General features: G+C 69.4%; 24 protein-coding genes. 12 read left to right on the top strand and 12 right to left on the bottom strand.

Annotated features, from left to right (window positions below; translation table 11 throughout):
* The first annotated feature begins 37 nt into the window (after positions 1 to 37).
* The 3 genes from ACYVN4_RS02325 to ACYVN4_RS02315 all read left to right on the top strand — a co-directional run bounded on the left by ACYVN4_RS02325 (position 38) and on the right by ACYVN4_RS02315 (position 3,272).
* Entirely contained in the window at positions 38 to 988 is a 951-nt protein-coding gene (locus ACYVN4_RS02325) for a TauD/TfdA dioxygenase family protein (RefSeq protein ID WP_460717542.1), read from the top strand.
* A 149-nt stretch (positions 989 to 1,137) separates the two neighbouring features.
* A complete protein-coding gene (locus ACYVN4_RS02320; RefSeq protein WP_460717541.1) occupies positions 1,138 to 2,349 on the top strand; it encodes a CaiB/BaiF CoA transferase family protein in 1,212 nt (403 codons plus the stop codon).
* On the top strand, positions 2,346 to 3,272 hold the full coding sequence (locus ACYVN4_RS02315; protein ID WP_460717540.1) for a beta/alpha barrel domain-containing protein: 927 nt from the start codon (positions 2,346 to 2,348) through the stop codon (positions 3,270 to 3,272). Before ACYVN4_RS02320 ends, ACYVN4_RS02315 begins: the two co-directional genes overlap by 4 nt.
* A gap of 11 nt (positions 3,273 to 3,283) precedes the next feature.
* Here ACYVN4_RS02315 and ACYVN4_RS02310 read toward each other — a convergent pair whose 3' ends face one another.
* Positions 3,284 to 3,532: a hypothetical protein gene (locus ACYVN4_RS02310; RefSeq protein WP_460717539.1), complete on the bottom strand. Its 249-nt coding sequence runs from the start codon at positions 3,530 to 3,532 to the stop codon at positions 3,284 to 3,286.
* A 303-nt stretch (positions 3,533 to 3,835) separates the two neighbouring features.
* On the opposite strand from ACYVN4_RS02310, the gene ACYVN4_RS02305 reads away from it, so the two are divergent.
* Positions 3,836 to 4,324, top strand: a complete 489-nt coding sequence (locus tag ACYVN4_RS02305) for a hypothetical protein (protein WP_460717538.1) — start codon at positions 3,836 to 3,838, stop codon at positions 4,322 to 4,324.
* A 108-nt stretch (positions 4,325 to 4,432) separates the two neighbouring features.
* On the opposite strand, the gene ACYVN4_RS02300 is transcribed toward ACYVN4_RS02305, so the two are convergent.
* Both ACYVN4_RS02300 and ACYVN4_RS02295 read right to left on the bottom strand, forming a co-directional pair.
* On the bottom strand, positions 4,433 to 5,560 hold the full coding sequence (locus ACYVN4_RS02300) for an acyl-CoA dehydrogenase family protein (protein WP_460717536.1): 1,128 nt from the start codon (positions 5,558 to 5,560) through the stop codon (positions 4,433 to 4,435).
* A 9-nt stretch (positions 5,561 to 5,569) separates the two neighbouring features.
* Positions 5,570 to 6,739 (bottom strand): acyl-CoA dehydrogenase family protein, encoded by a 1,170-nt coding sequence (locus ACYVN4_RS02295; RefSeq protein WP_460717535.1) that lies wholly within the window; start codon positions 6,737 to 6,739, stop codon positions 5,570 to 5,572.
* A gap of 161 nt (positions 6,740 to 6,900) precedes the next feature.
* On the opposite strand from ACYVN4_RS02295, the gene ACYVN4_RS02290 reads away from it, so the two are divergent.
* On the top strand, positions 6,901 to 7,740 hold the full coding sequence (locus tag ACYVN4_RS02290) for a hypothetical protein (RefSeq protein WP_460717533.1): 840 nt from the start codon (positions 6,901 to 6,903) through the stop codon (positions 7,738 to 7,740).
* A gap of 63 nt (positions 7,741 to 7,803) precedes the next feature.
* On the opposite strand, the gene ACYVN4_RS02285 is transcribed toward ACYVN4_RS02290, so the two are convergent.
* Positions 7,804 to 9,609 carry a DEAD/DEAH box helicase gene (locus tag ACYVN4_RS02285; protein ID WP_379362429.1) on the bottom strand — a complete coding sequence of 602 codons (1,806 nt, stop codon included), beginning with the start codon at positions 9,607 to 9,609 and terminating at the stop codon, positions 7,804 to 7,806.
* Positions 9,610 to 9,824: 215 nt separating this feature from the next.
* Here ACYVN4_RS02285 and ACYVN4_RS02280 point away from each other — a divergent pair, with 215 nt between their 5' ends.
* Positions 9,825 to 10,685, top strand: coding sequence for a carbon-nitrogen hydrolase family protein (locus tag ACYVN4_RS02280; protein ID WP_460718333.1), 861 nt, complete (start codon positions 9,825 to 9,827; stop codon positions 10,683 to 10,685).
* Positions 10,686 to 10,726: 41 nt separating this feature from the next.
* A complete protein-coding gene (locus tag ACYVN4_RS02275) occupies positions 10,727 to 11,395 on the top strand; it encodes a phosphoribosyltransferase (protein ID WP_460717532.1) in 669 nt (222 codons plus the stop codon).
* A gap of 32 nt (positions 11,396 to 11,427) precedes the next feature.
* Here ACYVN4_RS02275 and ACYVN4_RS02270 read toward each other — a convergent pair whose 3' ends face one another.
* Entirely contained in the window at positions 11,428 to 12,150 is a 723-nt protein-coding gene (locus tag ACYVN4_RS02270; RefSeq protein WP_460717531.1) for an alpha/beta hydrolase, read from the bottom strand.
* A 107-nt stretch (positions 12,151 to 12,257) separates the two neighbouring features.
* Entirely contained in the window at positions 12,258 to 13,103 is an 846-nt protein-coding gene (locus ACYVN4_RS02265; RefSeq protein WP_460717530.1) for a class I SAM-dependent methyltransferase, read from the bottom strand.
* A gap of 328 nt (positions 13,104 to 13,431) precedes the next feature.
* Here ACYVN4_RS02265 and ACYVN4_RS02260 point away from each other — a divergent pair, with 328 nt between their 5' ends.
* On the top strand, positions 13,432 to 17,163 hold the full coding sequence (locus tag ACYVN4_RS02260; RefSeq protein WP_460717529.1) for a bifunctional RecB family nuclease/DEAD/DEAH box helicase: 3,732 nt from the start codon (positions 13,432 to 13,434) through the stop codon (positions 17,161 to 17,163).
* 16 nt (positions 17,164 to 17,179) lie between these two features.
* On the opposite strand, the gene ACYVN4_RS02255 is transcribed toward ACYVN4_RS02260, so the two are convergent.
* Both ACYVN4_RS02255 and ACYVN4_RS02250 read right to left on the bottom strand, forming a co-directional pair.
* On the bottom strand, positions 17,180 to 18,358 hold the full coding sequence (locus ACYVN4_RS02255; protein ID WP_460717528.1) for an amino acid deaminase/aldolase: 1,179 nt from the start codon (positions 18,356 to 18,358) through the stop codon (positions 17,180 to 17,182).
* 81 nt (positions 18,359 to 18,439) lie between these two features.
* On the bottom strand, positions 18,440 to 18,922 hold the full coding sequence (locus ACYVN4_RS02250; RefSeq protein ID WP_460717526.1) for a TetR family transcriptional regulator: 483 nt from the start codon (positions 18,920 to 18,922) through the stop codon (positions 18,440 to 18,442).
* A 444-nt stretch (positions 18,923 to 19,366) separates the two neighbouring features.
* Between ACYVN4_RS02250 and ACYVN4_RS02245 the strand changes: the two genes are divergently transcribed.
* Positions 19,367 to 20,101 carry a tyrosine-protein phosphatase gene (locus ACYVN4_RS02245; protein WP_460717525.1) on the top strand — a complete coding sequence of 245 codons (735 nt, stop codon included), beginning with the start codon at positions 19,367 to 19,369 and terminating at the stop codon, positions 20,099 to 20,101.
* 3 nt (positions 20,102 to 20,104) lie between these two features.
* On the opposite strand, the gene ACYVN4_RS02240 is transcribed toward ACYVN4_RS02245, so the two are convergent.
* Together ACYVN4_RS02240 and ACYVN4_RS02235 are read right to left on the bottom strand one after the other, a co-directional pair.
* On the bottom strand, positions 20,105 to 21,373 hold the full coding sequence (locus ACYVN4_RS02240; RefSeq protein ID WP_460717524.1) for a class I adenylate-forming enzyme family protein: 1,269 nt from the start codon (positions 21,371 to 21,373) through the stop codon (positions 20,105 to 20,107).
* 333 nt (positions 21,374 to 21,706) lie between these two features.
* Positions 21,707 to 22,501, bottom strand: coding sequence for an enoyl-CoA hydratase/isomerase family protein (locus ACYVN4_RS02235; protein ID WP_460717523.1), 795 nt, complete (start codon positions 22,499 to 22,501; stop codon positions 21,707 to 21,709).
* Between the two features lie 77 nt (positions 22,502 to 22,578).
* Here ACYVN4_RS02235 and ACYVN4_RS02230 point away from each other — a divergent pair, with 77 nt between their 5' ends.
* Entirely contained in the window at positions 22,579 to 23,604 is a 1,026-nt protein-coding gene (locus ACYVN4_RS02230; RefSeq protein WP_460717522.1) for a glutathione S-transferase family protein, read from the top strand.
* Between the two features lie 6 nt (positions 23,605 to 23,610).
* On the opposite strand, the gene ACYVN4_RS02225 is transcribed toward ACYVN4_RS02230, so the two are convergent.
* Both ACYVN4_RS02225 and ACYVN4_RS02220 read right to left on the bottom strand, forming a co-directional pair.
* On the bottom strand, positions 23,611 to 24,027 hold the full coding sequence (locus ACYVN4_RS02225) for a VOC family protein (RefSeq protein WP_460717521.1): 417 nt from the start codon (positions 24,025 to 24,027) through the stop codon (positions 23,611 to 23,613).
* A gap of 4 nt (positions 24,028 to 24,031) precedes the next feature.
* Positions 24,032 to 24,868 (bottom strand): helix-turn-helix domain-containing protein, encoded by an 837-nt coding sequence (locus ACYVN4_RS02220; protein WP_460717520.1) that lies wholly within the window; start codon positions 24,866 to 24,868, stop codon positions 24,032 to 24,034.
* Positions 24,869 to 25,018: 150 nt separating this feature from the next.
* Between ACYVN4_RS02220 and ACYVN4_RS02215 the strand changes: the two genes are divergently transcribed.
* On the top strand, positions 25,019 to 25,735 hold the full coding sequence (locus ACYVN4_RS02215) for a hypothetical protein (protein WP_460717519.1): 717 nt from the start codon (positions 25,019 to 25,021) through the stop codon (positions 25,733 to 25,735).
* Positions 25,732 to 26,673, top strand: coding sequence for an ABC transporter ATP-binding protein (locus ACYVN4_RS02210; RefSeq protein ID WP_460717518.1), 942 nt, complete (start codon positions 25,732 to 25,734; stop codon positions 26,671 to 26,673). Before ACYVN4_RS02215 ends, ACYVN4_RS02210 begins: the two co-directional genes overlap by 4 nt.
* Positions 26,674 to 26,726 lie beyond the last annotated feature (53 nt).

The following is a 26,726-nucleotide window of genomic DNA, read 5'->3' as shown; positions in this document are numbered from 1 at the left end:
CCGAATCCGGGCCTTCCATCCGGGCGAAAGGCTTTGTATGTCCGTCGATTACGCAACTTCCAACCTGACTGTCGTGCAGCTGGGCAGCAAGATCGGCGCGCGCATCGACGGCGTCCGCCTCGGCGGCGAGCTGGACTCGGTCACCGTCGCGGGCATCCAGGACGCGCTGCACAAGCACAAGGTGATCTTCTTCCGCGGTCAGGAGCATCTGACCGAGGACGGGCAGTACGAGTTCGCGCAGCTGCTGGGCGCGCCCACCACCCCGCACCCGACCGTCACCTCCAAGGGCGTCAAGACGCTGCCCATCGACTCCGAGTACGGGCGCGCCAACAGCTGGCACACCGATGTCACCTTCGTGGACCGGATTCCGAAGGCGTCGATCCTGCGCGCGGTGCACCTGCCGCCCTACGGCGGCTCGACCACCTGGGCCTCCACCGTGGCCGCCTACGACTCGCTGCCCGAGCCGTTGAAGGCGTTGGTCGAGAACCTGCGGGCGCGGCACACCAACGCCTACGACTACGCCGCCGATCGCACCGAGGTGGCGCGCGGTGAGAACTCGCAGGTGACGGCCAATATCAAGGCATACCGCGACGAGTTCGAGTCCACGTACTACGAGACCGAGCACCCGGTCGTGCGCGTGCACCCGGTGACCGGCGAACGCGCCCTGCTGCTGGGCCATTTCGTGAAGAACTTCGTCGGCTTCTCCGCCGCCGAATCCCAGGCCCTCTTCCAGCTGCTGCAGAACCGCGTCACCAAGCTCGAGAACACCACCCGCTGGAACTGGCAGCTCGGCGACGTCGCGATCTGGGACAACCGCGCCACCCAGCACTACGCCATCGACGACTACGACGGCCAGCCCCGCCGCCTGACCCGCATCACCCTGGCGGGCGATGTCCCGGTCGACGTGCACGGCAACCCCAGCACCATCATCACCGGCAATGCCGAGCACTACTCGATCATCGAGGAGGTCGCACCCCGCGCCGCCTGAATCCCGGTGCGGGAGACCGCGATACGACGGTAGGTGTGCTGCCACTCGCCCACTACCGGTCGGCAAGGCCGGTGCGACGACACCAACCTCTCTCGTCGTCGCACCGGCTTTGCCGTTTCCGGGAAAAGCCCATCGGGCAGACTGGGGGCATGGAGATTCGGCCGCTGGATGGCGTGCGGGTGTTGGAGCTGGGCAACTACGTCGCGGCGCCGACGGCCGGGCGGATACTCGGGGACTTCGGGGCCGAGGTGATCAAGGTCGAGCGGCCGAAAACCGGTGATGAGCTGCGGAATTGGCGGCTGTACGGCGGAGATACCTCGATGCTGTACCGGACGGTCAATCGGAACAAGAAATCGATCACGCTGGATCTGCGCACCGAGGCCGGACGCAAGATCGTGCTGGATCTGATCGAGCAGTGCGATGTGCTGCTGGAGAACTTCCGGCCGGGGATGCTCGAGAAGTGGGGGCTGGGGCCGGAGGTGCTCGACGAGGTCAATCCGAACCTGGTGATCACCCGGATCTCCGCCTACGGGCAGACCGGGCCGCTGTCGCAGCGCCCGGGCTTCGCTGCGGTGGCCGAGGCGGTCGGCGGGCTGCGGGAACTGGTCGGCGATCCGGATCGGCCGCCGGTGCGGGTGGGCGTGTCCATCGGCGATTCCATCGCGGGCATCTACGCGGCCTTCGGGACCGTCATGGCACTGTTCCAGCGCGAGCGGGTGACCCGGGTTCCCTTGGAGCAGCGCATCATCGACGTGGCGCTCAACGAGTCCATCCTGTCGGTGATGGAATCGCTGGTGCCCGACTATCTTGCCTACGGCATCAATCGCGAGCGGGTCGGCGGGCGCATGGAGGGCATCGCGCCCAGCAATGCCTACCCGACCAGCGACGGCTACAGCATCATCATCGGCGGCAACGGCGATGCCATCTTCCAGCGCTACATGCAGGTCATCGAGCGCCCGGACCTGGCCGCCGACCCGGAACTCCAGGACAACGCGGGCCGCTGGAACAACCGCGAACGGCTGGACGCCGCCATCGCCGACTGGTCCCGGCTGCGCACCCGCGACGAGGCGCTGCAGGTCTTGGAGGCGGCCGCCATTCCGTGCGGTCCCATCTACACCGCCGCCGACATCGTCACCGACGAGCAGTACCGGGCGCGCAACATGATCCAGCCCTTCCCGGTCGACGTGGGCGAGGCGGAACCGAAGGTGGTCGGCTTCCCCGGCATCGTGCCGGTCATCGGCGGGCAGTCCCTGCCGATCCGCAATGTCGGCCCCGACCTCGGCGAGCACACCCACGAAGTCCTGTCCGGACTGCTCGGCATGACCGCCGCCGACATCGATGCGCTGGAGGCGAACTCATGATTTTGCGGGATGTGACCCTGCGCGACGGCCTGCAGTTGACCGGCAAGGTGCTCGACACCGAGCGCAAGGTGGAGATCGCGCGCCGCCTGCTGGCGCTGGGCGTGCCGGAGCTGGAGATCGGGTCCATGGCGCGACCGGAGCTGGTGCCGCCCATGGCCAATACCCTCGACCTGGTGGCCCGGCTGACGCCCGAGGAGCTGGAACGCTGCTGGGTGTGGGTCGCCACGCCCCGGCACGTGGCCCGCGCGGCCGAGGCGGGGGTGCGCAACTTCCAGTACTGCTTCTCGGTGTCGGACGCGCACAACCGGGCCAATATCGGGCGCGACACCGAGGCCAGCCTGGCCGCCATGCCGGAGGCCGTGCGAATCGCCCAGGAGGCGGGCGGGCGCATTCAACTGTGCCTCGCAACGGCTTTCACCTGCCCGTTCGACGGACCGGTGGATCCGGCGCGGGTGCTGGCCATCGCGGCCGATCCGCGCGCGGAGGGGTCGGCCGACATCGTCATCGCCGACACCCTGGGCCAGGCGTATCCGGGTGAGGTCGGCGCGCTCATCGGTGCGGTGGCCGCGACCGGGCGGTGGGGCACACCGCAGCGCCGCATCGTCTTCCACGGCCATGACACCTGGGGCATGGGGGTGGCGAATTCGCTGGCCGCGCTGGCGGCGGGCGCGGCGGTGGTGGACGGTTCGCTCGGCGGACTGGGCGGCTGCCCGTTCGCACCGGGCGCATCCGGCAATACCTCGAGTGAGGATCTGTTGTTCGCCACCCGCCCGGAATGGTTTACGCCGTCCGCATTGTCGGAGTTGGCAAAGATATCCGGTGATTTGCTGACGGAACTCGGCGAACCTAATCGTTCCCGCACAATCGAGGGCGCGCATTCAAAAGCCGAGGCTTTCGCCTGGGTAATCGGCGCGAACGAATAATTCGCGGGAAATTAGCCAGCTTGTGCGTCGGCGCGCAGTTTGAGCAAAACAAGTCCGGCGGTACAGGCCAGAATGAGTCCCGCGACGGTGATTTCGACGCGTAGTCCGGCGATGCCGAGCACCGCGCCGACCAGTCCACCCAGGAAGATCAGCCAGGCCACGACACGGGACAGGATTGCCGACACCCGTTGGGCCCCCGGGGCCGCGGGCTCTCCCGAGCGCACCGATGCGCGCAGCGGAGATGTCGAGAATGCACCCATCATCCACTCCTCGATGACGCCCGCCGGGTCTCGCGATACTTCGGCGCGTCCCTCGGCTAATTTCGAGCGTCTCACGTGTAACTTTGGACACACATTACGGCTCGGCAACGGAAAGTCCAGACGACACGTGCGCGAAACGCGCCGACTTTACTAATTCGTAATCCGAATCATGGCTGTTTGAGATATTACCGAGGCATTAGGAATGGCCCGCGCCGTCGCGTTATCGAACCGACCACCCGCCTGGCCGTACCCCACAGCCTCCGTTAAGGTGAGCCCACTCGACACGAAACAGGAGTGCCACCAATGGACGGCAGCAACGCCGGCGCGGACGAGCGCACGGTCACCCCGCTGCGTCACCTGCCCAAGCCCGTGGTGGGTGCCGCCGCGGCCGTCGGCGTCGTCTCGGCCGGACTGATCTTGCTCGGTGCGTGCGGCATCGGCCACAACGACACCTACATCCCGCCCCCGCCGATCAACGCGGATCTGCAAGCGGCCCCGGAGACTTCGACCAAGAGCAGCACCACCGCCACCCCGGCCGTGGTGATCCCGCCGTCCCCCTCCTGGCGCGTGGCCGCCGACATGCCGTCCCGGCACGCCCCCATCTCCACCATCACCGGCACCCCGGACGACCCGGCCGCCGACCCGAGCGCGAGCACCCGAACCACCCCGTCGCGCCCGACCACCACCCCCCGGCCGACCACCGAAACCCCGCGGCCCACAACGGAACCCCCGGCCACGACAGTGCCGGAGACCACGGTCCCGACCACCGATCACGCCGCCTCGGACAACTGACGCCGCTCGCTCATCGCCTCGGCCGGAGCGAGATCCGTTGCCTCCGAATCGAAATAGTCGAACCACTCCGCACCCCGCGCGCACTGTCGCGCGGGGTGCGGGTCGGGATCAGAACTCGACGAGGGTGTAGTCACCCACGCGATCGGTGAGTACGCGCAGGTGCTCGAGGTCGCTGCCCAGGGTGCGGGCAATGGCGGTGAGGCGGGCCACGTAGTGGCTGACCGGGTATTCGGTGGTGATGCCGATGCCGCCGTGCATCTGGATGGCCTCCTGGCCGATGTGGCGACCCGAGCGGCCGACCTGGAGGCGGGCGCGGGAGGCGGCCACCCGGTCGGCGGAGCCGTCGGCCACCGCGGCGGTGGCGTAGAGGCTCATGCTGCGGGCCAGTTCCAGTGAGACGTACATGTTCGCGGCCCGCTGGGTGAGGGACTGGAACTTCGACAGCGTGACACCGAACTGCTTGCGCGTCTTCAGGTATTCGGTGGTCAGGCGCAGCGATTCCTCCATCGCGCCCACAGATTCCGCGCACAGGCTGGCCTGCGCGGCCACCGTCACCGACTCCACCACCGGCTGGGCGTCGCCGCCGTCGCCGAGGAGTTCGGCTGCGGCGGAAGCGAATTCGATCTGCGCCCCACGCCGCCCGTCGAAAGTGCGGTACGGGGTGCGGGTGACACCGTCGGCGTCGGCGGCAATCAGGAACAGCCCGAGGCCACCACCCGGCAGCGCGGCGCTGACCACCAACTGGTCGGCGCAATCACCGTGCGGCACCGGGTTCTTGACGCCGCTCAGCCGGTAGCCGTCACCGTCGAGAACGGCCGTGGTGCCGAGTTCGGTTGCGGGCCAACGGGTACCGGGCTCGTCGTGCGCGAACGCCAGCAGGGTCTCCCCCGCAGTCAGCGCCGACAGCACCCGCTGCCGCTGCTCGGCGGTCGCGGCATCCGCCACCAGGCCGCCCGGCACCAGCACGGCGTCGAGGTAGGGTTCGGGCGCGTTGCGGCGGCCGATCTCCTCCATGACCACCATGGTCTCGACGGGCCCGGCGCCGACGCCGCCGTCTTCCTCGTCGAAAGGCAGTCCCAGGACACCCAATTCGGCCAACTGCCGCCACACGTCGCGGCTCCAGCCGAGATCGGTGTCGATGACCTTCAGGCGCGTTTCCGGGTCGTAGGCGCGGCCCAGCAGGTCCCGGACCGTATCGCGCAGCATGACCTGTTCATCGGTGAGTTCGAAATCCATGGCGGCGGCTCACAATCCGAGGATGGTGGAGGCGATGATGGTGCGCTGCACCTCGCTGGAGCCTCCATAGATGGTGGTCTTGCGGTAGTTGAGGTACGTGGGACCGCTGCGCTGCGCCCAGCCGGGCGCGGCGATATCGTCGGCACCCACCGGCAGCGCGTCGGGCCCGGCGATGTCGAGCAGCAGCTCGGTCGCGGCCTGCTGCAGCTCCGAGCCACGCAGCTTCAGCACCGAGGACGCCGGATTCGGCTTGTCCCCGGTGGAATTCGACACCACGCGCACCAGCGTCAGTTCCAGCGCCAACAGCTCGTTCTCGATCTCGGCGACCCGGGCGGCGAACACCGGATCCTCGAGCAGCGTCCCGCTGCCCGAACGGATCTGCGCCGCATACTCTTTCGCGACACCCAGCTTGACCTTGGTGCGGCCCACACCGGTGATGCCGGTGCGCTCGTTGCCGAGCAGGAACTTGGCGTAGGTCCAGCCCATGTTCTCCTCGCCGACCAGCTGATCGGCGGGCACCCGCACGTTCTCGAAGAAGACCTCGTTGACCTCGTGATGGCCGTCGATGAGCTTGATCGGGCGGATGGTGACGCCGGGCGTCTTCACATCGAAGAGCAGCAGCGAGATGCCGGCCTGCTTCTTGACCGTCGGGTCGGTGCGCACCAGGCAGAAGATCCAGTCGGCGTACTGGGCCAGCGTGGTCCAGATCTTCTGGCCGTTGACGATGTAGGAGTCACCGTCGCGGACCGCGGTGGTGCGCAGCGAGGCCAGGTCCGAACCAGCGTCCGGCTCGGAAAAGCCCTGGCACCACCAGATGTCGAGGTTGGCGGTCGGCGGCAGGAAGCGCGCCTTGAGCTCCTCGGAACCGAACTGGGCGATGACCGGGCCGATCATCTGGGCATTGAAGGTGAGCGGCTCCGGCACCGAGGCCAGCTGCATCTCGTCTTCCCAGAGGTGGCGTTGCATGGGCGTCCAGTCGCGGCCACCCCAGGCCACCGGCCACTTGGTGACGGCCAGGCCGTTCTCGTTGAGGATTTGGTGGGTGGTGACGATGTCATCGCGAGAGAGCTCGAGACCGTACTTGACGCGGTCACGGATCTCCGCCGGGATCTTGGTCCGGTAGAACTCGCGCAGTTCGTCCCGGAATTTCACCTCATCGGGTGATAGGGCCAGCTTCATTGCTTCTCCCGAGCGTCGCTGTGATGTCGCCAATAAACTTACCCCTCGGTAATGAATTGGGTGTCGGCCGGATCACACCAAGCAGACGCCTCGGCGGCGCGACTCTCGAGCAAGCCTGGTACGTTGCGGGGAAATCCGGTACCGATGCAGGAGCAGCACGAGTGAACGGTTGGACCCTGTCCCGGCGCGGCCTGGCGGTCGCCGCCCTAACTGCCGCAGCCACCCTGGGCGCGGGCGCCACGGCTCTGGCCGCTCCCGGCGCCGACCAGCCGAAGACCCCGGCGCAACTCGGCATCGACCAGCTCACCCAGGCCGTCGGCGACAATGTCGCGGGCAAGACCGCCATCGCGAACATCGCCCGGGCCTCCGACCTGGTCACCGCCGCGAAGCTGGAAAACGTGCTGTTCACGCCGTTTTCGTATCAGGCGCCGACGCTGGGCTGCGGTTTCAATATGCCGTTCAGCCTCACCCAGGCCATGGCCGTCACCGGGGTCTCCACCCAGAACGGCGCGGTCTCGCTGCCCGGCGGCACGGTCAGCTTCCAGGTGATGGCCCAGCAGAACGGTTTTCCGCTCGCCTCCGGGCTGAGCGTGGCCTGGCTGAACGTGAACAACGGCCGCAGCGGCATCATGCCGCTCGACGACCAGACCGAGTACAACCTCCCCGCGCTCTCCAAGTCCGCCGACACCGGCGCGGGCAACGTCATCGCCTCGCTGTGGGGCACCATCGACTACCCGAACGCGCGCTGCGTCGTGCTGCCGACCGTCGGCCTGTTCTCGGTGAGCGACATCCCGCCCGCGCAGCAGGTCACGCCGGACGCCCCGAAGCCGGACGGCTCCGCCCCGGGCACGTCGACGCCGACCACCCCGGCCGCACCGACCACTCCGGCCACGCCCACCACCCCGGCCCAGGCTCCCGACGCCGGTTCCGGCGCACCGGCCGCCACCGATCCCACCCCGGCGCAGGCCCCGGACGCCGGTTCCGGCGCTCCCGCCAACTAGCTCTCGAAACACGAACGCCCGCATCCCTTCCGGATGCGGGCGTTCGTGGTTTTCAGATCCTGATTACGAGCGCGGCTTGCGGCGCTCGAAACGCGGCTTGCTGTCGCGGAACTCGCGACGCGGAGCGCCACGGCTCATGGAACGCGCACCCGGCGCACCCTGATCCAGCTGCAGCTGGATCAGCTGACCGCTGATCCGGGTGCGGCTCAAGGCATTCAGCGTCTCGTCCGACAGGTCCGCGGGCAGCTCCACCAGCGAGTGGTCCGGGCGGATGCTGATATGCCCGAAGTCGCTGCGGCGCAGGCCGCCCTCATTGGCGATGGCGCCCACGATCGCGCCCGGCGCGACCTTGTGCCGCTTGCCCACCGAGATCCGGTAGGTGGCCAGCTCCGCACCGGTCTGGCGGTGCTGCGACGGCTCGCGGCGCTCACGCGGTCCGCGCTCGTCGAAGCCGCGGGGCGCACGGTCCCGGTCACGCTCGCGACGCTCGCGCGGGGCGGGCTCCGGATCGGGCTCCATGAAGAAGGTGTCGCCCTCGTGGCCGCCGACCGCGAGCGCCGCGGCAATGTCCACCAGCGGAATGTTGTGCTCGCGCTCGTATTCCTCGATGAGCTTGCGGAACAGCGGCACATTGTCCGAGTTCAGGTTCTCGGTGATGGCGTCGTGGAACTTGGTGACACGCTGCGCGTTCACGTCGTCCACACTCGGCAGCTGCATCTCGGTGACCTGCTGACGCGTGGCCCGCTCGATGGCGTCGAGCAGCCGGCGCTCACGCGGGGCCACGAACAGCAGCGCATCACCGGAACGGCCCGCGCGGCCGGTGCGGCCGATGCGGTGCACGTAGGACTCGGTGTCGTGCGGGATGTCGTAGTTCACGACGTGCGAAATGCGTTCCACGTCCAGGCCGCGGGCGGCCACGTCGGTGGCGACCAGGATGTCGAGCACGCCCGACTTGAGCTGGCCGATGGTGCGCTCACGCTGCGCCTGCGCGATGTCGCCGTTGATGGCGGCCGCGGAATACCCCCGCGCGCGCAGCTTTTCGGCCAGTTCTTCGGTGGCCTGCTTGGTGCGCACGAAGATGATCATCGCCTCGAAGGGCTCGACCTCGAGGATGCGGGTCAGCGCGTCCAGCTTGCGCTGGTAGGACACCAGCACCCAGCGCTGGGTGATGTTGGTGTTGGTGGAGGTCTTGGTCTTGACCGTGATCTCGACCGGTTCCTTCAGGTACTGCTTGGAGATCTTGCGGATCGCCGTCGGCATGGTGGCCGAGAACAGCGCGACCTGCTTGTCGGCGGGCGTGTCGCGCAGGATGCGTTCCACGTCCTCCTGGAAGCCCATCTTGAGCATCTCGTCGGCCTCGTCGAGCACCAGGTACTGCAGCTCGGTGAGATCGAGGGTGCCGCGCTCGAGGTGATCGATGACGCGACCCGGGGTGCCGACCACCACCTGGGCGCCACGCCGCAGACCCGACAGCTGGACCGCATAGTTCTGCCCGCCGTAGATGGGCAGCACGTGCACTCCGGGCATGTGGGTGGCGTACCGGCCGAACGCCTCCGCCACCTGGATGGCCAGTTCGCGAGTCGGGGCCAGCACCAGCGCCTTCGGCGCCTTGCCGGTCTCGTTCAAGCCCTGGAGCACGGGAATCGCGAACGCGGCCGTCTTACCGGTACCGGTCTGGGCCAGACCCACCACGTCGTGGCCCTCCAGCAGCGGCGGAATCGTCGCTGCCTGGATGGGCGACGGCGATTCGTAGCCGACATCCGCGATGGCGCGCAGAATGCGCTCATCGAGGCCGAGATCGGCGAAGGACGGGCCGGAAACGTCCCTCTCGTCGTCAGTGGGAACGCTGTCGGCCGGTGAGGTACTCATTGCCAGGGATTTTACTGCCTGCTAGCTGCGGGCTTGACCATCGGGTGAATACCCTGAGAGTCGTGCATCCGGACAACTCGCCCGCGCCCTCCGTCACGACACCCCCGATCTCGCCCTCCGGGCTGGGTAATACCGAACCCGCCCCGGTCCGCAACTACGTCACCGGAACCCTGGCCACCAGCGAACCGGGCAGCTCGAGCGGCGTGGCGACCGCGGTGCACGAGCCCGCGGCCGAGGCGGATCTCCCCGACGGGTCGGCCGCCGCCGGGAGCGTCGACGTGGCGGTGGTGCAGTTCGATCCGTACACCGACACCGTGGCCAATCTCACCGCCCTGCGCGCGGCCGTCAAGGCCGCTGGCGAACTCGGAGCGAAGGTGGTGGTCGCGCCCGAGTACTCGATGTTCGCCACCAAACGCCTCGACGACCGGGTGCTGGCCGCCGCCGAACCGCTGACCGGCCCGTTCGTCACCGGATTGCGCGGCATCGCAGCCGAATTCGGGGTGCACGTGGTGGCCGGGGTCGTCGAATCCGGCGGGCCGGACCAGCCCGCGGGGCACGTCTACAACACCCTGGTCGTCGCCACCCCCGACGCCTCGTTCGCCACCGTCTACCGCAAGGTGCACCTCTACGACGCCTTCGGCTCCCGCGAATCCGATCTGCTCATCGCGGGCCCGCTCGACCAGTGCCAGACCTTCACCGTCGACGGGGTCGTCTTCGGCCTGCAGACCTGCTTCGATCTGCGCTTCCCCGAAGGCATCCGGCGGCTCGCCGCCGCCGGCGCGCACGTGCTGCTGCTGCCCGCGCAGTGGATTCCCGGTCCCGGCAAGGTCGATCAGTGGACCACCCTGCTGCGCGCCCGCGCCATCGAGAACACCATGTACGTGGCCGCCGCCGACCAGGCCGCCCCGCGCGGCTCCGGCGCCTCGATGATCGTCTCCCCCACTGGCGCGGTGCTGGCCGAACTCGGCGACCAGCCCGGCATCGCCACCGCCCGCATCGACCTGACCCACCTCGGCGAGGTCCGCACCACCAATCCCAGCCTGGCGCTGCGCCGATACACCATCCGCGGGGAGTAAGGCACCCGGCGCGGCACCCCGCGCAACTAGACTGAGGAGCAATGATCTATCCGGATCGGGGGGCCGCCGGACACGCGCTGGGTGAGCTGCTGGGGCACCTGCGAGTGGCGGATCCTCTGGTGCTGGGGCTGCCGCGCGGCGGGGTTCCGGTGGCCGTGGCGGTGCGCGAGGTGATCGGCGGGGATCTGGATGTGCTGCTGGTGCGCAAGCTCGGAGTGCCGTGGCAGCCGGAACTGGCCATGGGGGCCATCGGTGAGGACGACGTGCGGGTACTCAACCGCGACGTCATGCGGCACAGCGAGGTGACGCCCGAGCAACTGGCGGCCGTCGAGGACCTCGAGCGGATCGAACTGGAACGACGCCGCCGGGTGCTGCGGGCCCAGCCGCCGATTCCGTTGAAGGATCGGACCGTGGTGATCGTGGACGACGGGATGGCCACCGGCGCAACCGTGGCCGCCGCCTGTGAGATCGCCCGGCGGCACGAACCGCGGCGGATCGTGGTGGCGGTGCCGGTGTCATCGGTCGAGGCGCTGCACCGGATCCGGTCGGTCACCGACGAAGTGGTGTGCCCGCTGGTGCCGCCCTCATTGGGTGGGGTCGGCGGGGCGTACCGCGACTTTCATCAGCTCTCCGACGCGGAGGTGGTGGAGTTGTTGCACCCCACCGACTCCGAGACCACCGACGAGCGAACCGAGACCACCGATCGGTGAACCTCGGTGCTGCCCTTGCGGTGTCGCCGCGCTCAGACCAGCGAGTGGGCGTGCACGAATCCGATGATCTCGGCGGTGACCTCGGCGTGCACCGGCTCGTGCAGCAGGTCGTGACCGGCGTTCGGGAAGGGGTGGAAGCGCGCGTCGACCTGCGCCGCCCAGTCCCGGACCGGGTCCACCGGGGCCCGGCGGTCGTCCTCACCGTGCACGATCAGCACCGACAGGTCCTCGGGCAGCCGGGGGCCCGGCCAGTCGGAGGACTGCTCGGTGGCCAGCGCGGCCCGCGAACGGGAATTGCCGTGGGCGCGAACCGGATCCGGTCCCCCGGCGCCGCGGGCGGACTTGGGCGAGCGGCCCTCCAGCACCGCCTTCGGCGTTCCCGACAGCACCAGCCCGGCGAACTCGCCCGGCTCGGATTCCCGCAACACGGCCAGCGTGGTGGCCGCGCCCAGCGAGTGCCCCATCAGGAACGGCGCCGAATTCGACTCGGCGTGCACCCGATCCAGGAACAACCTGGCATCGGCCGCTAGTTCGTGGATGGTGCCGGGCCGCTCCGGGTCCCCTTCGCTGAGCCCGTGCCCGGAAGTGTCCAGGGCCCAGAGTTCGACACCGTGGGCGGCCAGCGCCCGGGCGAACCGGTGATAGTGCGCGCTGTGCTGGCCGATTCCGGGCAATAGGGCCAGCACGGAGTGCGCGTTGTCGAGCTGCCATCGACGGTAGTGAAGGCGGCCGCGAGCGCCCGCGAGGTAAAGCATCGGGCGATTGTGACAGACCGGCGCGGGTTGTGGGGGAGCTCCGATCAGGCGACTGGCGAGTAGTTAGCGAACCCGGCGCCGACCAAGATCGCGGCGCCGGGATCGGCTCAGTGCACGGCCGCGTGCATGATGTGCGGGCCGTTCCGTTCCGGACCGGGCGCCGTGCCCAGGTAGCGGGTGGAGGTGGCCGCGGGGCCGAGGTCCTCGACCACCTCGAGATTCGCCTGTTTCAACTCCACCGCGATCTCCTCGGGGGTGAAGCGGCTGATCCAGCGTTCCCCGATGGCGGCCAGGCGGCGCGCGCGCTCATCGGCGGCGGCCTGCTCTTCGGGGCTCAGCGCCGGGACCGGGACGCCGTAGTCGAAGACCAGCTCGCTGCCGGGCGCGAGACCGCCGACGGTACGGAGGGTGGCGGCGATGGCGGGGCGGGTGAGGTAGATGGTGACGCCCAGCCAGATCACGAAGGCCGGTCGCTCGGCATCGAAATCACTGGTGGCCAGGGCGTTTTCGAGGGTGTCGACTTCGAAGTCGACACCCAGGTAGCTCACCGACGGCGGAATCCCGATGCCGGTCTCGGCCAGCACCCGACGCTTCCAGGCTTGGGTGTCGGGGTGGTCGACCTCGAAGACCCGCAGCCCGGAATGCGGATTGCGGTAGGCGAAGGTGTCCAGTCCGGCGCCGAGGATGACCGCCTGGCGCACGCCCGCGCGGTAGGCCGTGGCCAGCGCGTCCTCGGTGAAGCGGGAGCGGGCGGCGATGAACAGCCGCATGCGGCGACGCGCGGTCTCGTCCATGGCACCGGAGGGGAGCAGCCGGTCTGCCGAAGCACCGGCGGACTCGATCACCGCTTCGGCCAGTGGATCCCGGAAAATGCTGGCACCGTCCAGTTTCTGATGGTCGGCGCGGTAGCGGGCTGCGCCCAGGGCGGTACGGCTCGGTTCACCGTTCTGCACGGATGACTCCCTTCGACCTGTCCACACTAGGGGCGACACGCCGACATCGCGATCCGAATTCTCGCGTCCGACCGGCCCCGCGACCGCGGCCGGAGCCGACGCGGCGCGCGAGTCGCGTTGTCTCCCAACACCGCCCGCAAACGCGCGCTGACGTGGGCGGGCCGCGGCCGGGGCGGCGGGGCGCGCGGGCCGTACCTGGCGGCACATCACATCGCCCCCAGTCATTACGCTATGGCGCGACTCGGCCACGCGCGCACTGTCGCGCGCGGAATTGTTCCCGGCCGGGGGCGGGTGTCGGCGGAGGAGAGGCACAGGAGGGCCGCGATTGATGCTGTTCGGTGATCGTGTCGTGTGCAGCACCGGTGACCTGGTGACGGCGGCGCGCTGTGAGTTCGCGCTGCTGCGCGCGCTCGATGCCGAACTGGGACTGGTGGCGCCGGTCGAGGACCGGTCCCCCGGTGCGCTGAACCGTGCCCCGGACCCGGCCGTCGAGCACCGCCTGGCCGATCTGCGCGACCGCTACGGTGCGGCGGTCACCCGCGTCCGGCTATCCCCGCCCGCCGCGTCCGCGCTGGGCGAGGCGACGACCGCGACCGCAAGGCCGACCGCGGTGATCACGGAGGAGCTGCGCGACGCGGCCCTGACCGGAGTGCGGGCCGCACACACCGAAACGCTGGCGGCGCTACGCGCGGACGCGGAGGCGGTGGCCGGGGCCGTCGTGCTGGACGGCGACTTCGCGGCCCGCTGTGCGTTCCTGACCCGGGAGCATTCGCCCGAGACCCACGACTACGTGGTGACCGGGGTGGCCGGGCGACGCCACCGGATCGCCACCCTGTTGGGCTTGACCGCCATGGCGGAGGCCTTGCGCGGCAACGGATTCCGGGCCGCACCACACGCGCGGATCTGGGAGGACGGCGTCCCGCACACCCATCCGCTGGCCGATATGGCGGTGGTGTACCAGGCGCGGCGGTCGCGACTGAACCTGATCGTGGACACCAAACTCGGCGAACTACTGCCGGTGCAGTGGGGCGATCGGCGATTCCTGGCCTGCGGCCACTGCCCCACCTGCACCGCCGAACTCGAAACCCGCCGCGACCTGCTACTGGTGGCGGGAATGCGCCCGGCCACCCGCGCCCACCTGCGCGACGCCGGCATCACCACCCTCGACCGGCTGGCCGTCACCGACGCCACGGTCACCGGCATTCCCGCCGCCACCCTCACCACCCTGCGCCGCCAGGCCGAGGTCCAGATCCTGCGCGAACGCACCGCCCGCCCGGTCCACGCCCTCATCGACCCGACCGCCCTGGTGGCACTGCCCGCCCCCACCCCCGGCGACCTGTTCGTGAGCGTCACCACCGCCCCCGCACCCGCCGCGATCACCCGCGCCCCCGCCGGAATCACCTGCAACACAGGCGATCTCATCGTCCATATCCGAACCGGTGCAGCACGCGCTACCTCACCGGGCACAGCCGACCTGTGGTCCGGCACCGGCACGACCGCACCAGGATTCGGGTCGACGGCCGACAGACTCACCGAAATCGACGCTGCGGCAACGTGTTCCGGTGGCGACCCGGCCGACCACGGGGCCGTCGCGATGCCCGGCCCCGAGAACGGTCCGGACGCACCGAACTTCGGTTCGGCAGCCGACGGTCGCGCCGAGATCAACGGTCCGGCACCGCGCTCCGGTGCCGACGCGCCCAGTGCCAGCGGAGCGACCGTGGCCACCACGATGCCCGGGCCCGAGGCCGGGACCGTCGCGTTGGGCTTTGTCCCGACGCCGGCGCTGCCGAAGGTCGAGCACACCTTCGTGATTCGCGCCGAGGACCGTGACGGTGCGACCGGCGCGCGGGTCGCGCGGCATCACGATGACGCGGACGCGCTGCTCGAGTTCCTGGTACGGCGGCAGCGGGACTGTCCGGAGTTGCGGATCCATCACTATCGGGGTGATCTGCGGGCGCTGTTGAACGGGATCGGTGAGCGTGATTCCGAGGGTGAGGATGTGGTCGCGGAGTTGCTGCCCGCGCTGATGGATCTGTATCCGGTGGTGCGGGCCGCCCTGGTGGTCGGTGAGCGGTCCTACGACCTGCATCAGTTGCCGCCCAATCAGGAGGAGAGCGACGGCGGGGCGGAAGCCGTGCTGCGCCTGCGAGATTGGCTGCTGGAGCTGGCCGCCGAGCATCAGGTGCGGCCGGAGCGGCGCTGGTCCTACGACTACGCCGAGACCGGGCCGGACGAGATCGAAGCCGCGCTGCGGGAATTCGCCGAGAGCGACGACCACGAGCGCGGGCCCGCCCAGGAGGCGGCCGGACTGGCGGCGGCCGCGCTGGGCTACCACCGTCGCGAACGCCGCCCGCTGCGCTGGGCGCACGACGACCGGCTCGATCACCCGCTGGCCGAATGGGCCGACACCGCAGGCGTTCTCGTCGCGGACTCCGGCTCCGTGGACACCGACTGGCACGGCACCGGACAGCAGCCGCTGCGCCGCTACCTGACCCTCGTCGGACGGCTCGGCACCGGCAACGCACCCCCGCCCGGCACCCCGGTGCTCACCCTCTACGACCGGGCCGTGCCCGGTATGGACGCGATCCCCGGGCTGCGCGCGACCGCGCACGCCACCGTGCTCGGCTGCGCACTGGACACCAACTTCGAGGACGTGGTGCGCGTCGTGGAGACGCTGCCGGATGGCTGTGCGCCCTACGCCGAGCTACCCACCGCCATTGCGCCGGGCCCGCCGGGCCTCGACATCCACCTGTCGGAAGCCTTGGAGGACACCGCACATCAGCTGCTGGTGACGCTGCCGCAGGTGCCCGAGACCGCCATCTTCGACATCCTGTGCCGCCGCGCGCCGCGGCTGCGCACCGGTGGCGCGCTGCCGGAGGTGTTCGGCGATCACGCCGCCGCCGTCACCGCGGCCGTGCTCGGCCTCGACAATTCGTATGTGGCGGTGCAGGGCCCGCCCGGCACCGGCAAGACCGACACCACCGCCCGCGCCGTGGAAAGGCTTGTCACCCGGTACAAGTGGCGCGTCGGCGTGATCGCCCGCTCGCACCAGGTGGTCGAGCACGTGCTGGACGCCGTGGTGCAGGTCGGCGTGCTCCCCGAACTGGTGGCCAAGGCCGATGCCCGCTCGGTGGCGTCGGAATGGCTGCCGATCGAGGCGTCGCGCTATCCGCGTTTTCTCGACAATGCCGTGAACGGCTGTGTGGTGGGCGGACTTTCGAGCGATTTCGCCGATCCCGAGCGCATCGCCCGCGCGAGCCTGGACCTGCTGGTCATCGTGGACGCCGGGAAGTTCCCGCTCGCCGAGGCGACCGCGGTGGCGGTGGCCGCCCGCAATCTGCTGCTGGTCGGCGATCCCGCGCCGCCGCACGCGCGCGGCACCCATCCCGAACCCATCGCCGAATCCGTGCTGGGCCGCCTGCTCGGCGGCCACCGCACCCTGCCCGCCGCGTATGGCTACTTCCTCGACCGCACCTGGCGCATGCATCCGCGCATGTGCGGCCCGGTGTCGCGGCTGCGCTACGACAATCGGTTGCGCTCCAACGAAACCGTCACCCTGGCAAGGGAACTCGACGGGATCCCGCCGGGCGTGCGCACGGTGCCGGTGGAGCATCACGGCAACAGCACCGAATCCGCCGAGGAGGCGCGGGAAATCGTGCGCCAGGTGCGCACGCTGCTCGGCCTGCCCTGGCACACCGGGGCACTCACGCGGCGCCTGCACCCGCACGACATTCTGGTGGTGGCCCCGTATCACGCGCAGGTGGCGCGCATCCGAACCCTGTTGTCGCGGGCCCGGATCGAGGATGTGCTGGTCGGCACCCCGGATCACTTCCAGGGCCGGGAGGCCGCGGTGGTGCTGGTCTCGATGACCACCTCCGCGCCGGACGACGCGCCGCACGGCATCGGCGCGCTGCTGTCGCGACACTGGCTCACCAGCGCGATCTCGCGCGCCATGTGGTCGGCGATCATCGTGCGCTCACCGCTGCTGACCGAGTACCTCCCCGCGACCGCGGCCGAACTCTCGGATCTGGCCGCGGTGCTACAGCTCGACCGGGTCTAGCCCCAGCCGAACCGCGTCAGCCGAAGCAGTGCCCTTCACCGCGATAGGTGGGCACGGTGGTGCGGCGGCCGTCCTCGTCGACGAGATGGACCTCGGTGAAACGCTCGCAGAGCTCGCCCGCCTTGGCGTGCCGGAACCACACCCGATCCCCGATCTGCAGCCCGTCCGCGCCGGTCAGCGGGGTCTGCACCTCACCCGCGCCTTCGGTGCCGATGAGCTTCAAGCCCAAGGGCCACACCGGTTTCGGGACCCGTGAGGCTCCCGCCGGACCGGAGGCGATGTAGCCGCCGGAGAAGACGGTGGCGATGCCGGGTGCGGGCCGCCGCAGCACGGAGGTCGCGAAGTACATCGACGGGCGCGGGGCCAGATTGCGGTAACCGTCGAACAGCGTGGGCAGGTAGAGCCCGGAACCGGCGGTCACCTCGGTGACATCCGGGTCGGTGATGCTGACCTCGATGGAGCCGGTGCCGCCGCTGTTGACGATCTCCAGCTCACCGACCGTGGCCCGGATCGCGTCCAGCACCTTGCGGCGGCGCTTCAGGATCTCGTCGGCCGAGAGCTTCTTCACCAGGCGCACAGCCGGATTGGTGTCGGGCAGGCCCGCGATCTGCGCCTCGTAGGTCATCATGCCGACGACTCGGAAACCGCGGGAACGGGTTTCGCTCGCCAGCGCGGCGGCCTGCTCGGGGGTGCGGATCGGCGAGCGGCGCACGCCCAGATGCAGCGGGCCGATGCGCAGGGAGGCATCCACGTCGAGACACACACGGGGAGCGACCTTTTCGCTGCCGACGGCGGCGCGGATCAGATCCAGCTGGCCGATGTCGTCGACCATGAGGGTGATGGAGTCCAGCAGCAGCGGGTCGGCGGCGAGCTCGGCCAGCGCCTGGCGGTCGGCGGTGGGATAGCCGAGCAGCACGTCGCGCGCACCCTCGCGAACCAGCCAGATGGCTTCGCGCAGTGAGTAACCCATGACTCCGGCGAAGCCACCGGACGCGGTGAGCTTGGGGCCCAGCACTTCTTCCAGAACCGCGCGACAGCGCACGGATTTACTGGCCACCCGGATCGGGACGCCGCGGGCGCGGCTCACCAAGTCGGCGGCATTGGCGCGCAGGGCGGTCATGTCGACCGCCGCGAGCGGGGGGTCGAGCTCGGCGGTGGCCGCGTGCAGCCCACTGATCGGCGACTTATCGCTCACCCGATCATTCGACCACGAACTTGGTCACTCGTCCAGTATTTCGGAATTTCAATGTCGAATTCGACGCCGAAGCGTCCGAATTCAGGGCAGGTCGACGGCCTTGGTCGACAGGTAGGACACCAGATCGTCGAGGACGACCAGCGAGATCTCGTCATTGCAGTCGGCGAGCCAGCGCAACACCATGCCCTGGATGACCGCCAGCAGATACGCGGCGATGGCATCGACCGGTTCCAGCCACTGCGTGCCCGAGCGGCGGGCGCACAGATCCAGGAAGGCGGTGACGTCGGCGTCCAGGTCGCGGAACATGGCCGAGCCCACCGGGTCCGGCACGCACGCGGCCTGGTTCTCCCAGCGCACCCGCAACATCGCGAGGGTGGATTCATAGGCCCGAATCTGCCGGTCGGGCGAGGATTTCAACATCGGCCACAGCGTGCTGACACCCGCATGCAGCAGGATGCGCAGTGCCCGATTACCGCTGAAGTCGAGCGACCCGGCCGTCTTTTCGATGGCCTCGGTCATGGCCGGACGAAGTCCGACCTGGGTGATTTCTCCACTTGCGCTCAACGACGGCTCCCTTTGGCGAAAGAACTCGCGCACAGCGCCGCGGACCAGTGGTCGCAGCGCTTGCGCAGTTCGCTCAACGGGCGGCGGATCGACTTTGATCTTTCCGGCCAGTACACCGGCGTACCCGTTCAACGGGTATCGATGTTACGTCGTTTTTGGGCCCGGTAACCAGCTTTGATAGCCGATTCCGTACCTCAAGAATGTTTTGTTACCTAATTGGAACAGGCCCGCGACCCTACGGGAATGATCAAATTGAACGATCGCCTGGTAACGACGTTGATAGGACCATTCGGTATATTACGGACGGTTGTGCGTCGAAACATAGTGTGTGTGCGCGACCCCACAGCCGACGCGCCGATACCCGGCCCGCTCGGGCCGCACAATTCGCCGATCCGATCGATCGCCGACACCGTGGCGATACCGGCTCACCGATAGCCTGGCTGGGTGACTTCAGCGCGCCACGACCAATTCCTGATCTCCGGCACCTTCAATTTCCGTGACCTCGGCGGTGCCCGCACCACCGACGGCCGCACCGTCCGCGAGGGTCTGCTGCTACGGTCCGCCCAGCTCAGCCGCCTCGACGAGGCGGGCGTGGCCAAGCTGGCCGAGCTCGGCGTTACCGACGTGCACGACCTGCGCGGATTCGCCGAGATCGACTTCATCGGCCACGACGTGGTGCCCGAGGGGGTTCGCCTGCGGGTCACCCCGTTCGATTCGCGCATGGGCGAGACCCCGCCGCACGAGGCCCGCCGCTCGGTCACCGCCTCCTCGCACATGCTCGAGGTCTACCGGACCTTCCCCGCGCTGCCCGAGGCGCACGAGGCCATCAAGGCCCTGGCCGAATCCGTGCTCGCCGGAACCGCGCTGGTGCACTGCGCCGCGGGCAAGGACCGCACCGGCTGGGCGATCGCCACCCTGCTGCGCGCGGTCGACGTGACCGAAGAGGACATCTACGCCGACTACCTGCTCAGCAATGACGCCGTCCCCACCCTGCGCGCCTTCATGACAGATGCCATGAACGAGGAGCTGTCCGACGACCTGCTCGGGGTGAAGCCCGAGTACCTGGACACCGCCACCACCTCGATGCACGAGATGTACGGCGGCCTCGAGGGCTACCTCGCCGAGATCGGCATCACGCCGCAGCTGCGCGACGCGCTGCGGGATCGCCTGCTCGACTGAGCCTTACTCCGCCAGCGCCGACTCGTCCGCCATGGCCTGGCGGACCAGGCCGTCCGCATCGATGCTGACCTGGTTCCCGGTGTGGAACCAGGAACCGGTGAAGTGGGATTCGGTGGTCTGCGGGTCGTTCCAGTAGCGCTGGGCGACATTGGGTCCGCGACACAGCAGTTCGCCGTGGCCCGCGTCCGCGCGTGGGCCCGACAGCGCGAGTTCGGTGCCGCCGAAGGCGAATCCGAGCACGTCCCGGTCGGCGCCCTCGGTCACGCTGTCGTCGCGGGCCAGCCCGATGCCGGAGGTCTCGGTCGCACCCCACACCGACCACCGCCGCGCCTCCGGGAAGACCTCGCGGAGGGTGACCGAAACCGCCTCGGAGGCAGCCGGATCGGTGACCGCGAGTTCGGCGCGGTGACCGGCGCTGCAGACCTGGCGCACCCGATCCACCCGCAGGCCGGCCAAGTCGGGCAGCAGCCCGGCGAAGATGCGGGGCGTCGCGGCGACCATGTCGATACGTTCGGCGACAAGGATTTCCGGCACCGCGGACCGGTCGGGCGCGAGCACCACGGTGCCGCCGACCGCGAAGGTCGGCAACAGTTGATCGACGCAGCCGCTGGCGTGCGCGAGCGGCAACAGCAGCAGGTTGCGCAGGCCGTCGGTGGGCAGTTCCAGCGCGCCGACCACGGAACAGATTGCCGAGAGCAGGTTCTCGTTGGTCAGCTCCACGCCGCGCGGGCCCGCGCAGCCGGGGCCCATGGTGGTGTAGCAGAGCAGCGCGAGTTCGCCGAGGGAGGCGCCGTCGTCGATGAAGGCCGCGCCGTCGGGCAGGGCCTCGCGGTAGCCGGCCGCGCGGCCGCCGCCGTCGAGCACGAAGTCGGTGCAGGCATCGCGAATCACGCGCTCCGCGGCCGCATCCGAGAGGCCGTCGTGCACCAGAACCGGGACCGCGCCCGAGAGCAGCGCGCCCAGGAACGCCTGCACCCAGCGCACGCCGACCGGCATGCGCACCGCCACCCGGTCGCCGTAGCCGATGCCGTGTTCCTGCAGTCCACCGGCGATGCGGGAGGCCGCGTACCAGAGTTCGCGGTAGGTGAGCCGGGGGCCGCCGATCTCCACCACGGCCTCGCGGGCGGCGTAGGTGTGGACCTGGATATCGAGTAGTTCGGTGAGCGCGGGCGTGAGGTTGCCGTAGCGCAGCACGCCGTCCGCGGCGCGCGCAAGCGGGTTGGCGCACCAGCCGTTTCGGGTGTGCGGGTATTCCACGAGTAACTGCGACATCGTCCCTCCGAGTGCCTCGTAAGCCCTGCCAGGCAAGAGTGACTATATGATGCAGATCACAGACATGGGCGGATTGTCGGCAAACGGATGTCAGGCTTTGACCCGATGGAAACAGACCACCCCCTTGTGAAACCGGACTTCCCCTGGCGAGCCTGCGGAAACGTCGGAATTGCAGTGCCCTTCGCACATTCACACCGGAATTCCCCACCGAATGGTCTCGGTCTCCCCCCAATCAGCCACCCGCGCAGGTGAGAGGGCTGACACGCCCGGGCGCAGGCCGACACACCCGGGCGCACCCCGCCACCCGGGCCGTCGGACTTTCGAGATAGCCGCCTACTTGCCTGTGTACGTGGCCTTTCCGGGCCCGACCTCGAGGAAGCTCCGCACCGCGTTCTTCAGATCCTCGGTGCCGAAAAGTTGCCCGGACACCTCCGGGGTCACCGAATCCGCATGCGCCACACCGCCGGAACGCCAGGCCTCGATGATCGCCTTGGTGGCGGCGTGCGCGCGGGTCGGGCCGTCGGCCAGGCGGGCCAGCAGCGCGCGGGCCGCGGCGTCGACGTCCTCGTGGATCGCGTTGACCACGCCCCACTCGGCCATGGTGGCCGCCGGGTAGGTGTCACCGGTCATGACGAACTCGCGCGCGCGACCCGAACCGGCACGCTCGGCCAGCCGCTGCGGACCGCCCATCGACGGGGTCAGGCCGACCACGGTCTCCACCAGACCGAACTTCGCCTTGGGCGCGGCCAGGATGATGTCGCAGGCCAGCGCCATCTCGAAGGCCGCGGTCAGGGTCAGCGAATGGGCCGCGAAGATGACCGGGCAGGGCAGCGCCTCGAGCGGGTGGATGATCTGCGCGAACAGCGTCTGCCACAGCTGCGCGCCCTCCTGCTCGGACAGGCCGTCGAAGACGTGCACATCGACGCCACCCGAGACCAGCTTGCCGTCGGCACGCACCAGCAGCGCCCGCGGCGGATTGGCCGACAGCTCCGCCAGATCCACGGCCAGCGCGTCCAGCAGGGCCTTGTCGAAGAGGTTCAGCGGTCCGTGGGCAATGGTCAGGATCGCCGTGTCCGCGCCGCCGGCGGTGACAGCGCGTTCCAGGCGGGTGGGCTTCGAGTCAGTCATGCCCCCGAATGTATGCGGCCGCTTACTTTCGCGACAGACCCGGGCGGAAATTTCGCCGAGGCAACTAGCCTGAGCTGGTGACCACGTCGAAATCAGAGCCGGGCACCTATGTCGAACCCGGTGAATTCAAGCGGGATACGAACTACATCGAAACGCGAATCACCGCCGATGGCCGGGACGGGTATCCGGTCGAGGCCGGGCGGTATCGCCTCGTCGCGGCGCGGGCCTGTCCGTGGGCCAACCGGACGATCATCGTGCGACGGCTGCTGGGGCTGGAGTCGGCGCTGTCGCTGGGGCTGTGCGGGCCCACCCACGACAAGCGCAGCTGGACCTTCGATCTGGATCCCGGCGAGGTGGATCCGGTGCTGGGCATCCACTTCCTGCAGGACGCCTACTTCAAGCGGTTCCCGGACTATCCGCGCGGCATCACCGTGCCCGCCGTCGTGGACGAGCGCAGCGGCGCGGTGGTGACCAACGACTACGCGCAGATGACCCTCGACTTCTCCACCGAGTGGACCGAGTTCCACCGGCCCGGCGCGCCGCGGTTGTACCCCGAAGACCTACGGGCAGAGATCGATTCGGTGAATCGCCGGGTCTACACCGAGGTCAACAACGGCGTGTACCGGTGCGGTTTCGCGGGCGGGCAGGAGGCCTACGACGCCGCCTACGATCGGCTGTTCACCGCGCTCGACTGGCTCACCGAGCGGCTGGCCACCCAGCGCTACCTGGTCGGCGACACCATCACCGAGGCCGATGTCCGGCTGTTCACCACGCTGGTCCGCTTCGATCCGGTGTATCACGGGCATTTCAAGTGCAATCGGGACAAGCTCACCGAGCTGCCGGTGCTGTGGGCCTACGCCCGCGACCTGTTCCAGACCCCGGGCTTCGGTGACACCGTGGACTTCACCCAGATCAAGCAGCACTACTACATCGTGCACACCGACATCAATCCGACGCGGATCGTGCCCAAGGGCCCCGAACTCGGTAACTGGCTGACCCCGCACGGCCGGGAAGCCCTGGGCGGCAAGCCGTTCGGAGACGGCACCCCGCCGCCTCCGCCATTGGAAGCCGAACGTGTGCCCGCCGGGCACACGCCGGCCTGATCGGATCTACTCCCCCGCCGCGCCCCGATAGGTGCCGAAGCTCCAGTAGACGCCTTCGGGGTCGCGGCAGGTGAAACCCCGTGACTCGTAATCGGTTTCGTTGCGCAGTTCGCGAGTGATGTTGGCGCCCGCCGCTTTCGCGCGGGCATACAGGGCATCGGCGTCGTCGATGGCGATGTACACCGAGCCGACGCCGGGCGGCTGGCAGTCCAGGGCCATGCCCTCGCGGGCGTTGCCGAGCATGATCGCGCCACCAGCGGGCCACGCGAGTTCGGCGTGGTGGACGATGCCGCCGTCTTCGTAGCAGGCGGTGGTCTCGAAGCCGAAAGCCTGCTGCAGGAACGTGATGGCCGCCTTCGCGTCGCGGTAGACCAAGGTCGGCCAGACGACGACGGTCTTTACTGGGGTTGTCGTTTCGCTCATGTCCTCAGCCTCCCGCTTCGACGGCCTGTTGGTCTTGGACGAATGGGAACTCCTCGTGCTCGAGCCACACCGACGGCGGCATGCCCGCCAGCTCGCGCCACTCCCGTGCCATGTGGGCCTGGTCGTAGTACCCGGCGACGGCCGCCACCTCCGCCAGCACCCGCCCCGGCTCCCGCATCAGGCGGTGCGAGCGCCCGAAGCGTGCCACCCGGGCCGCGTCCTTCGGGGTGATGCCGAGTTCTGCGGCGAAACGGTTGCCGAGATGCCTACGGCTCCAGCCGATCTCGTCGGCCACGGCGGCCACCCGCACCGCCGGGTCGGGACCGGAGAGCAGGGCCCAGGCATGCGCCAGCTCGGCATCCCAGTCCGCCGGATGCAGCTGCCGCAGCAGGATTTCGTCGATGACGGCGAAGCGTTGCGGCCACCCGGACTGCGACGACAACCGCTCGCGCAATTCGATGGCGCGCGGGCCCAGCACATCGGTGAGATCCACCAGCCAGGAACCCAGCGCGGCCGTCGGCATGCCGAACAAGGCGCGGCAGCCGAGGGGCGTCACATTCAATTGCACGCCGTGCTGGAACCCGTTGTGGGCGATCACCGCCGGCCGCACGGTGAGCCCGCTGGCCAGCATGTCCCAGTGGCCCCCGGGTTGTCCGGGCTGGGCCGAGACCGGCACATGGATGGGCTCGTCGATGGTGATGATCACCGTCAACCCGGCGCCGGGCATGCCGATATGGGTGCCCGGTGCGAAGCCGCGGAGCAGATAACCCGAGTACCCGGTGACGTAGGCGCGCAGTCGCGGATCGGGTAACCCGGCCGCGCCTTCGGACACTCCTGCCACGGGCTCCACCCTAGGCCGATCTTGCGCTGGACGGGACCCTCCGGGCGCGAGCGCGGCACCCGCCCATCCGGAACCGGTCTATCTCGCGAATCGTTGTCGGGGTGCCATAGAGTTCCGGTCGGAGGACCGCGCACGGAAAAGGGGTTTGCGATGTTCAAGGCCGGGCTCGAGAAGGCGGTCGTCTCGCTGCTCGACAACGGGGCGCAGGTGCAGGCTCCGGCTGTCGCCAAGTACGTGGGCAAGCTGCGAGACGCGCATCCGGGAGAATCGCCCGCGCAGATCATCACCCGCATCGAGAAGCTCTACCTCAATACCGTGACCAGTTCCGGCACGGCGGTCGGCGCGACCGCGGCGGTGCCCGGCGTCGGGACCATCACCTCGCTGGCGGCCATGAGCGCCGAGACCGCGTTCTTCCTGGAAGCCTCGGCGGTGTTCACGCTGGCCGTCGCGTCCGTGCACGGCGTCGCACCCGAGGACAAGGAACGTCGCCGCGCGCTGGTGTTGGCCGTGGTGCTCGGCGAGTCCGGCATGCAGATCGTGCAGAAGAGCGTCGGACACTCCGCCAAGAACTGGGGCGGGCTGATGGCGACCAAGATCCCCGGCATCGGGGCGATGAACGACTCGTTGCTCAAGAAGTTCCTGGTGCAGTTCATCGCCAAACGCAGCGCCCTCATGGTCGGCAAGGTGATCCCGGCCGGAATCGGCGCTGCCATCGGCGGATTCGGCAACCGGGCGCTCGGCCACGGCATTGTCGACAATGCCCGCAAGGCCTTCGGCGCGCCGCCGCTGACCTGGCCGCAGCCCCTGATCATCGACGCCGACCCGCTGCCCGCCGTGGACGCGCCGACCGCGAACAAGCAGCCGTGACGCGCCCGCTCGCGGTCGCCGCCGGGGGACTCACCAAGACCCTCGAAACCGGCACCATCGTCGACGACGTGAGTTTCGTGGTGCCCGCGGGCACCGTGGCCGCCCTCGTCGGACCGCACGGCGCGGGCAAATCCACCGTGCTGCGCATGCTGCTGGGCCTGCTAACCCCGACCTCCGGCACCACGACCCTGGGCGACCCCGGTGCGGTGCGGCCCGGACGTCCCGCGGTGGGCGCGATGCTCACCCCGCGCGGGCTGCACCCGGCCCGCCGCGTGTACGCCCAGCTGGGCGTGTTCGCCGCCGCCGCAGGCGTTTCCGACACCCGCGCCGAGGAGCTGCTGGCCCTGGTCCGGCTCAGCGAGGTCGCCGATCAACGCATCGGCGGCCTGCCCGAGGGCATGAAGACCCGGCTGGCGCTGGCCGTCGCCCTGCTCGGCGACCCGCAACTGCTGGTGCTCGACGACCCGACCGCGGGCCTCGATCTGCGAGAAACCGCCTGGCTCAACGACTTCCTGCGCGGCCACGCCCGCCGCGGCGGCACCGTGCTGCTCACCTCGCGCACGCTCAGCACCGTACTGCCCGTCGCCGACGAGCTGATCGTGCTGGACCGGGGCCGCGTCGCCTATCAGGGCAGTCCGGCGCGGCTGCGACGCAGTCACCCGGATCGGCTGCTGGTCAAGGCGTCCAGCCCGATCGCGCTGGCCACCACGCTGGCCGCGCAGGGCTTCACCGACGCGGTCATGCGACCCGACGGGCGGCTCGCGATCGCGGAAGCCTCACTGACGCAACTGGAATCGGCCGCGTCCACGGCACGGGTCCAGCTCACCGAGATCACCCCGGAACACATTCACCCCGACCAGGTGCTGGCCGCGCTCACGCACACCGGGACCCCGGCTCCGACATATCCCGCCCCGGCCACCTACGGGACCTACCGGTGAACCCAGCGCGCCGCCACGATCTCCACGGAATGACGGAGCGTGGTCTCGGCGAC

The organism is Nocardia heshunensis (genome assembly GCF_054782115.1).
The sequence above is the reverse complement of the archived record's forward strand: the minus strand, read 5'-3'. Positions and strand labels throughout refer to the sequence as shown.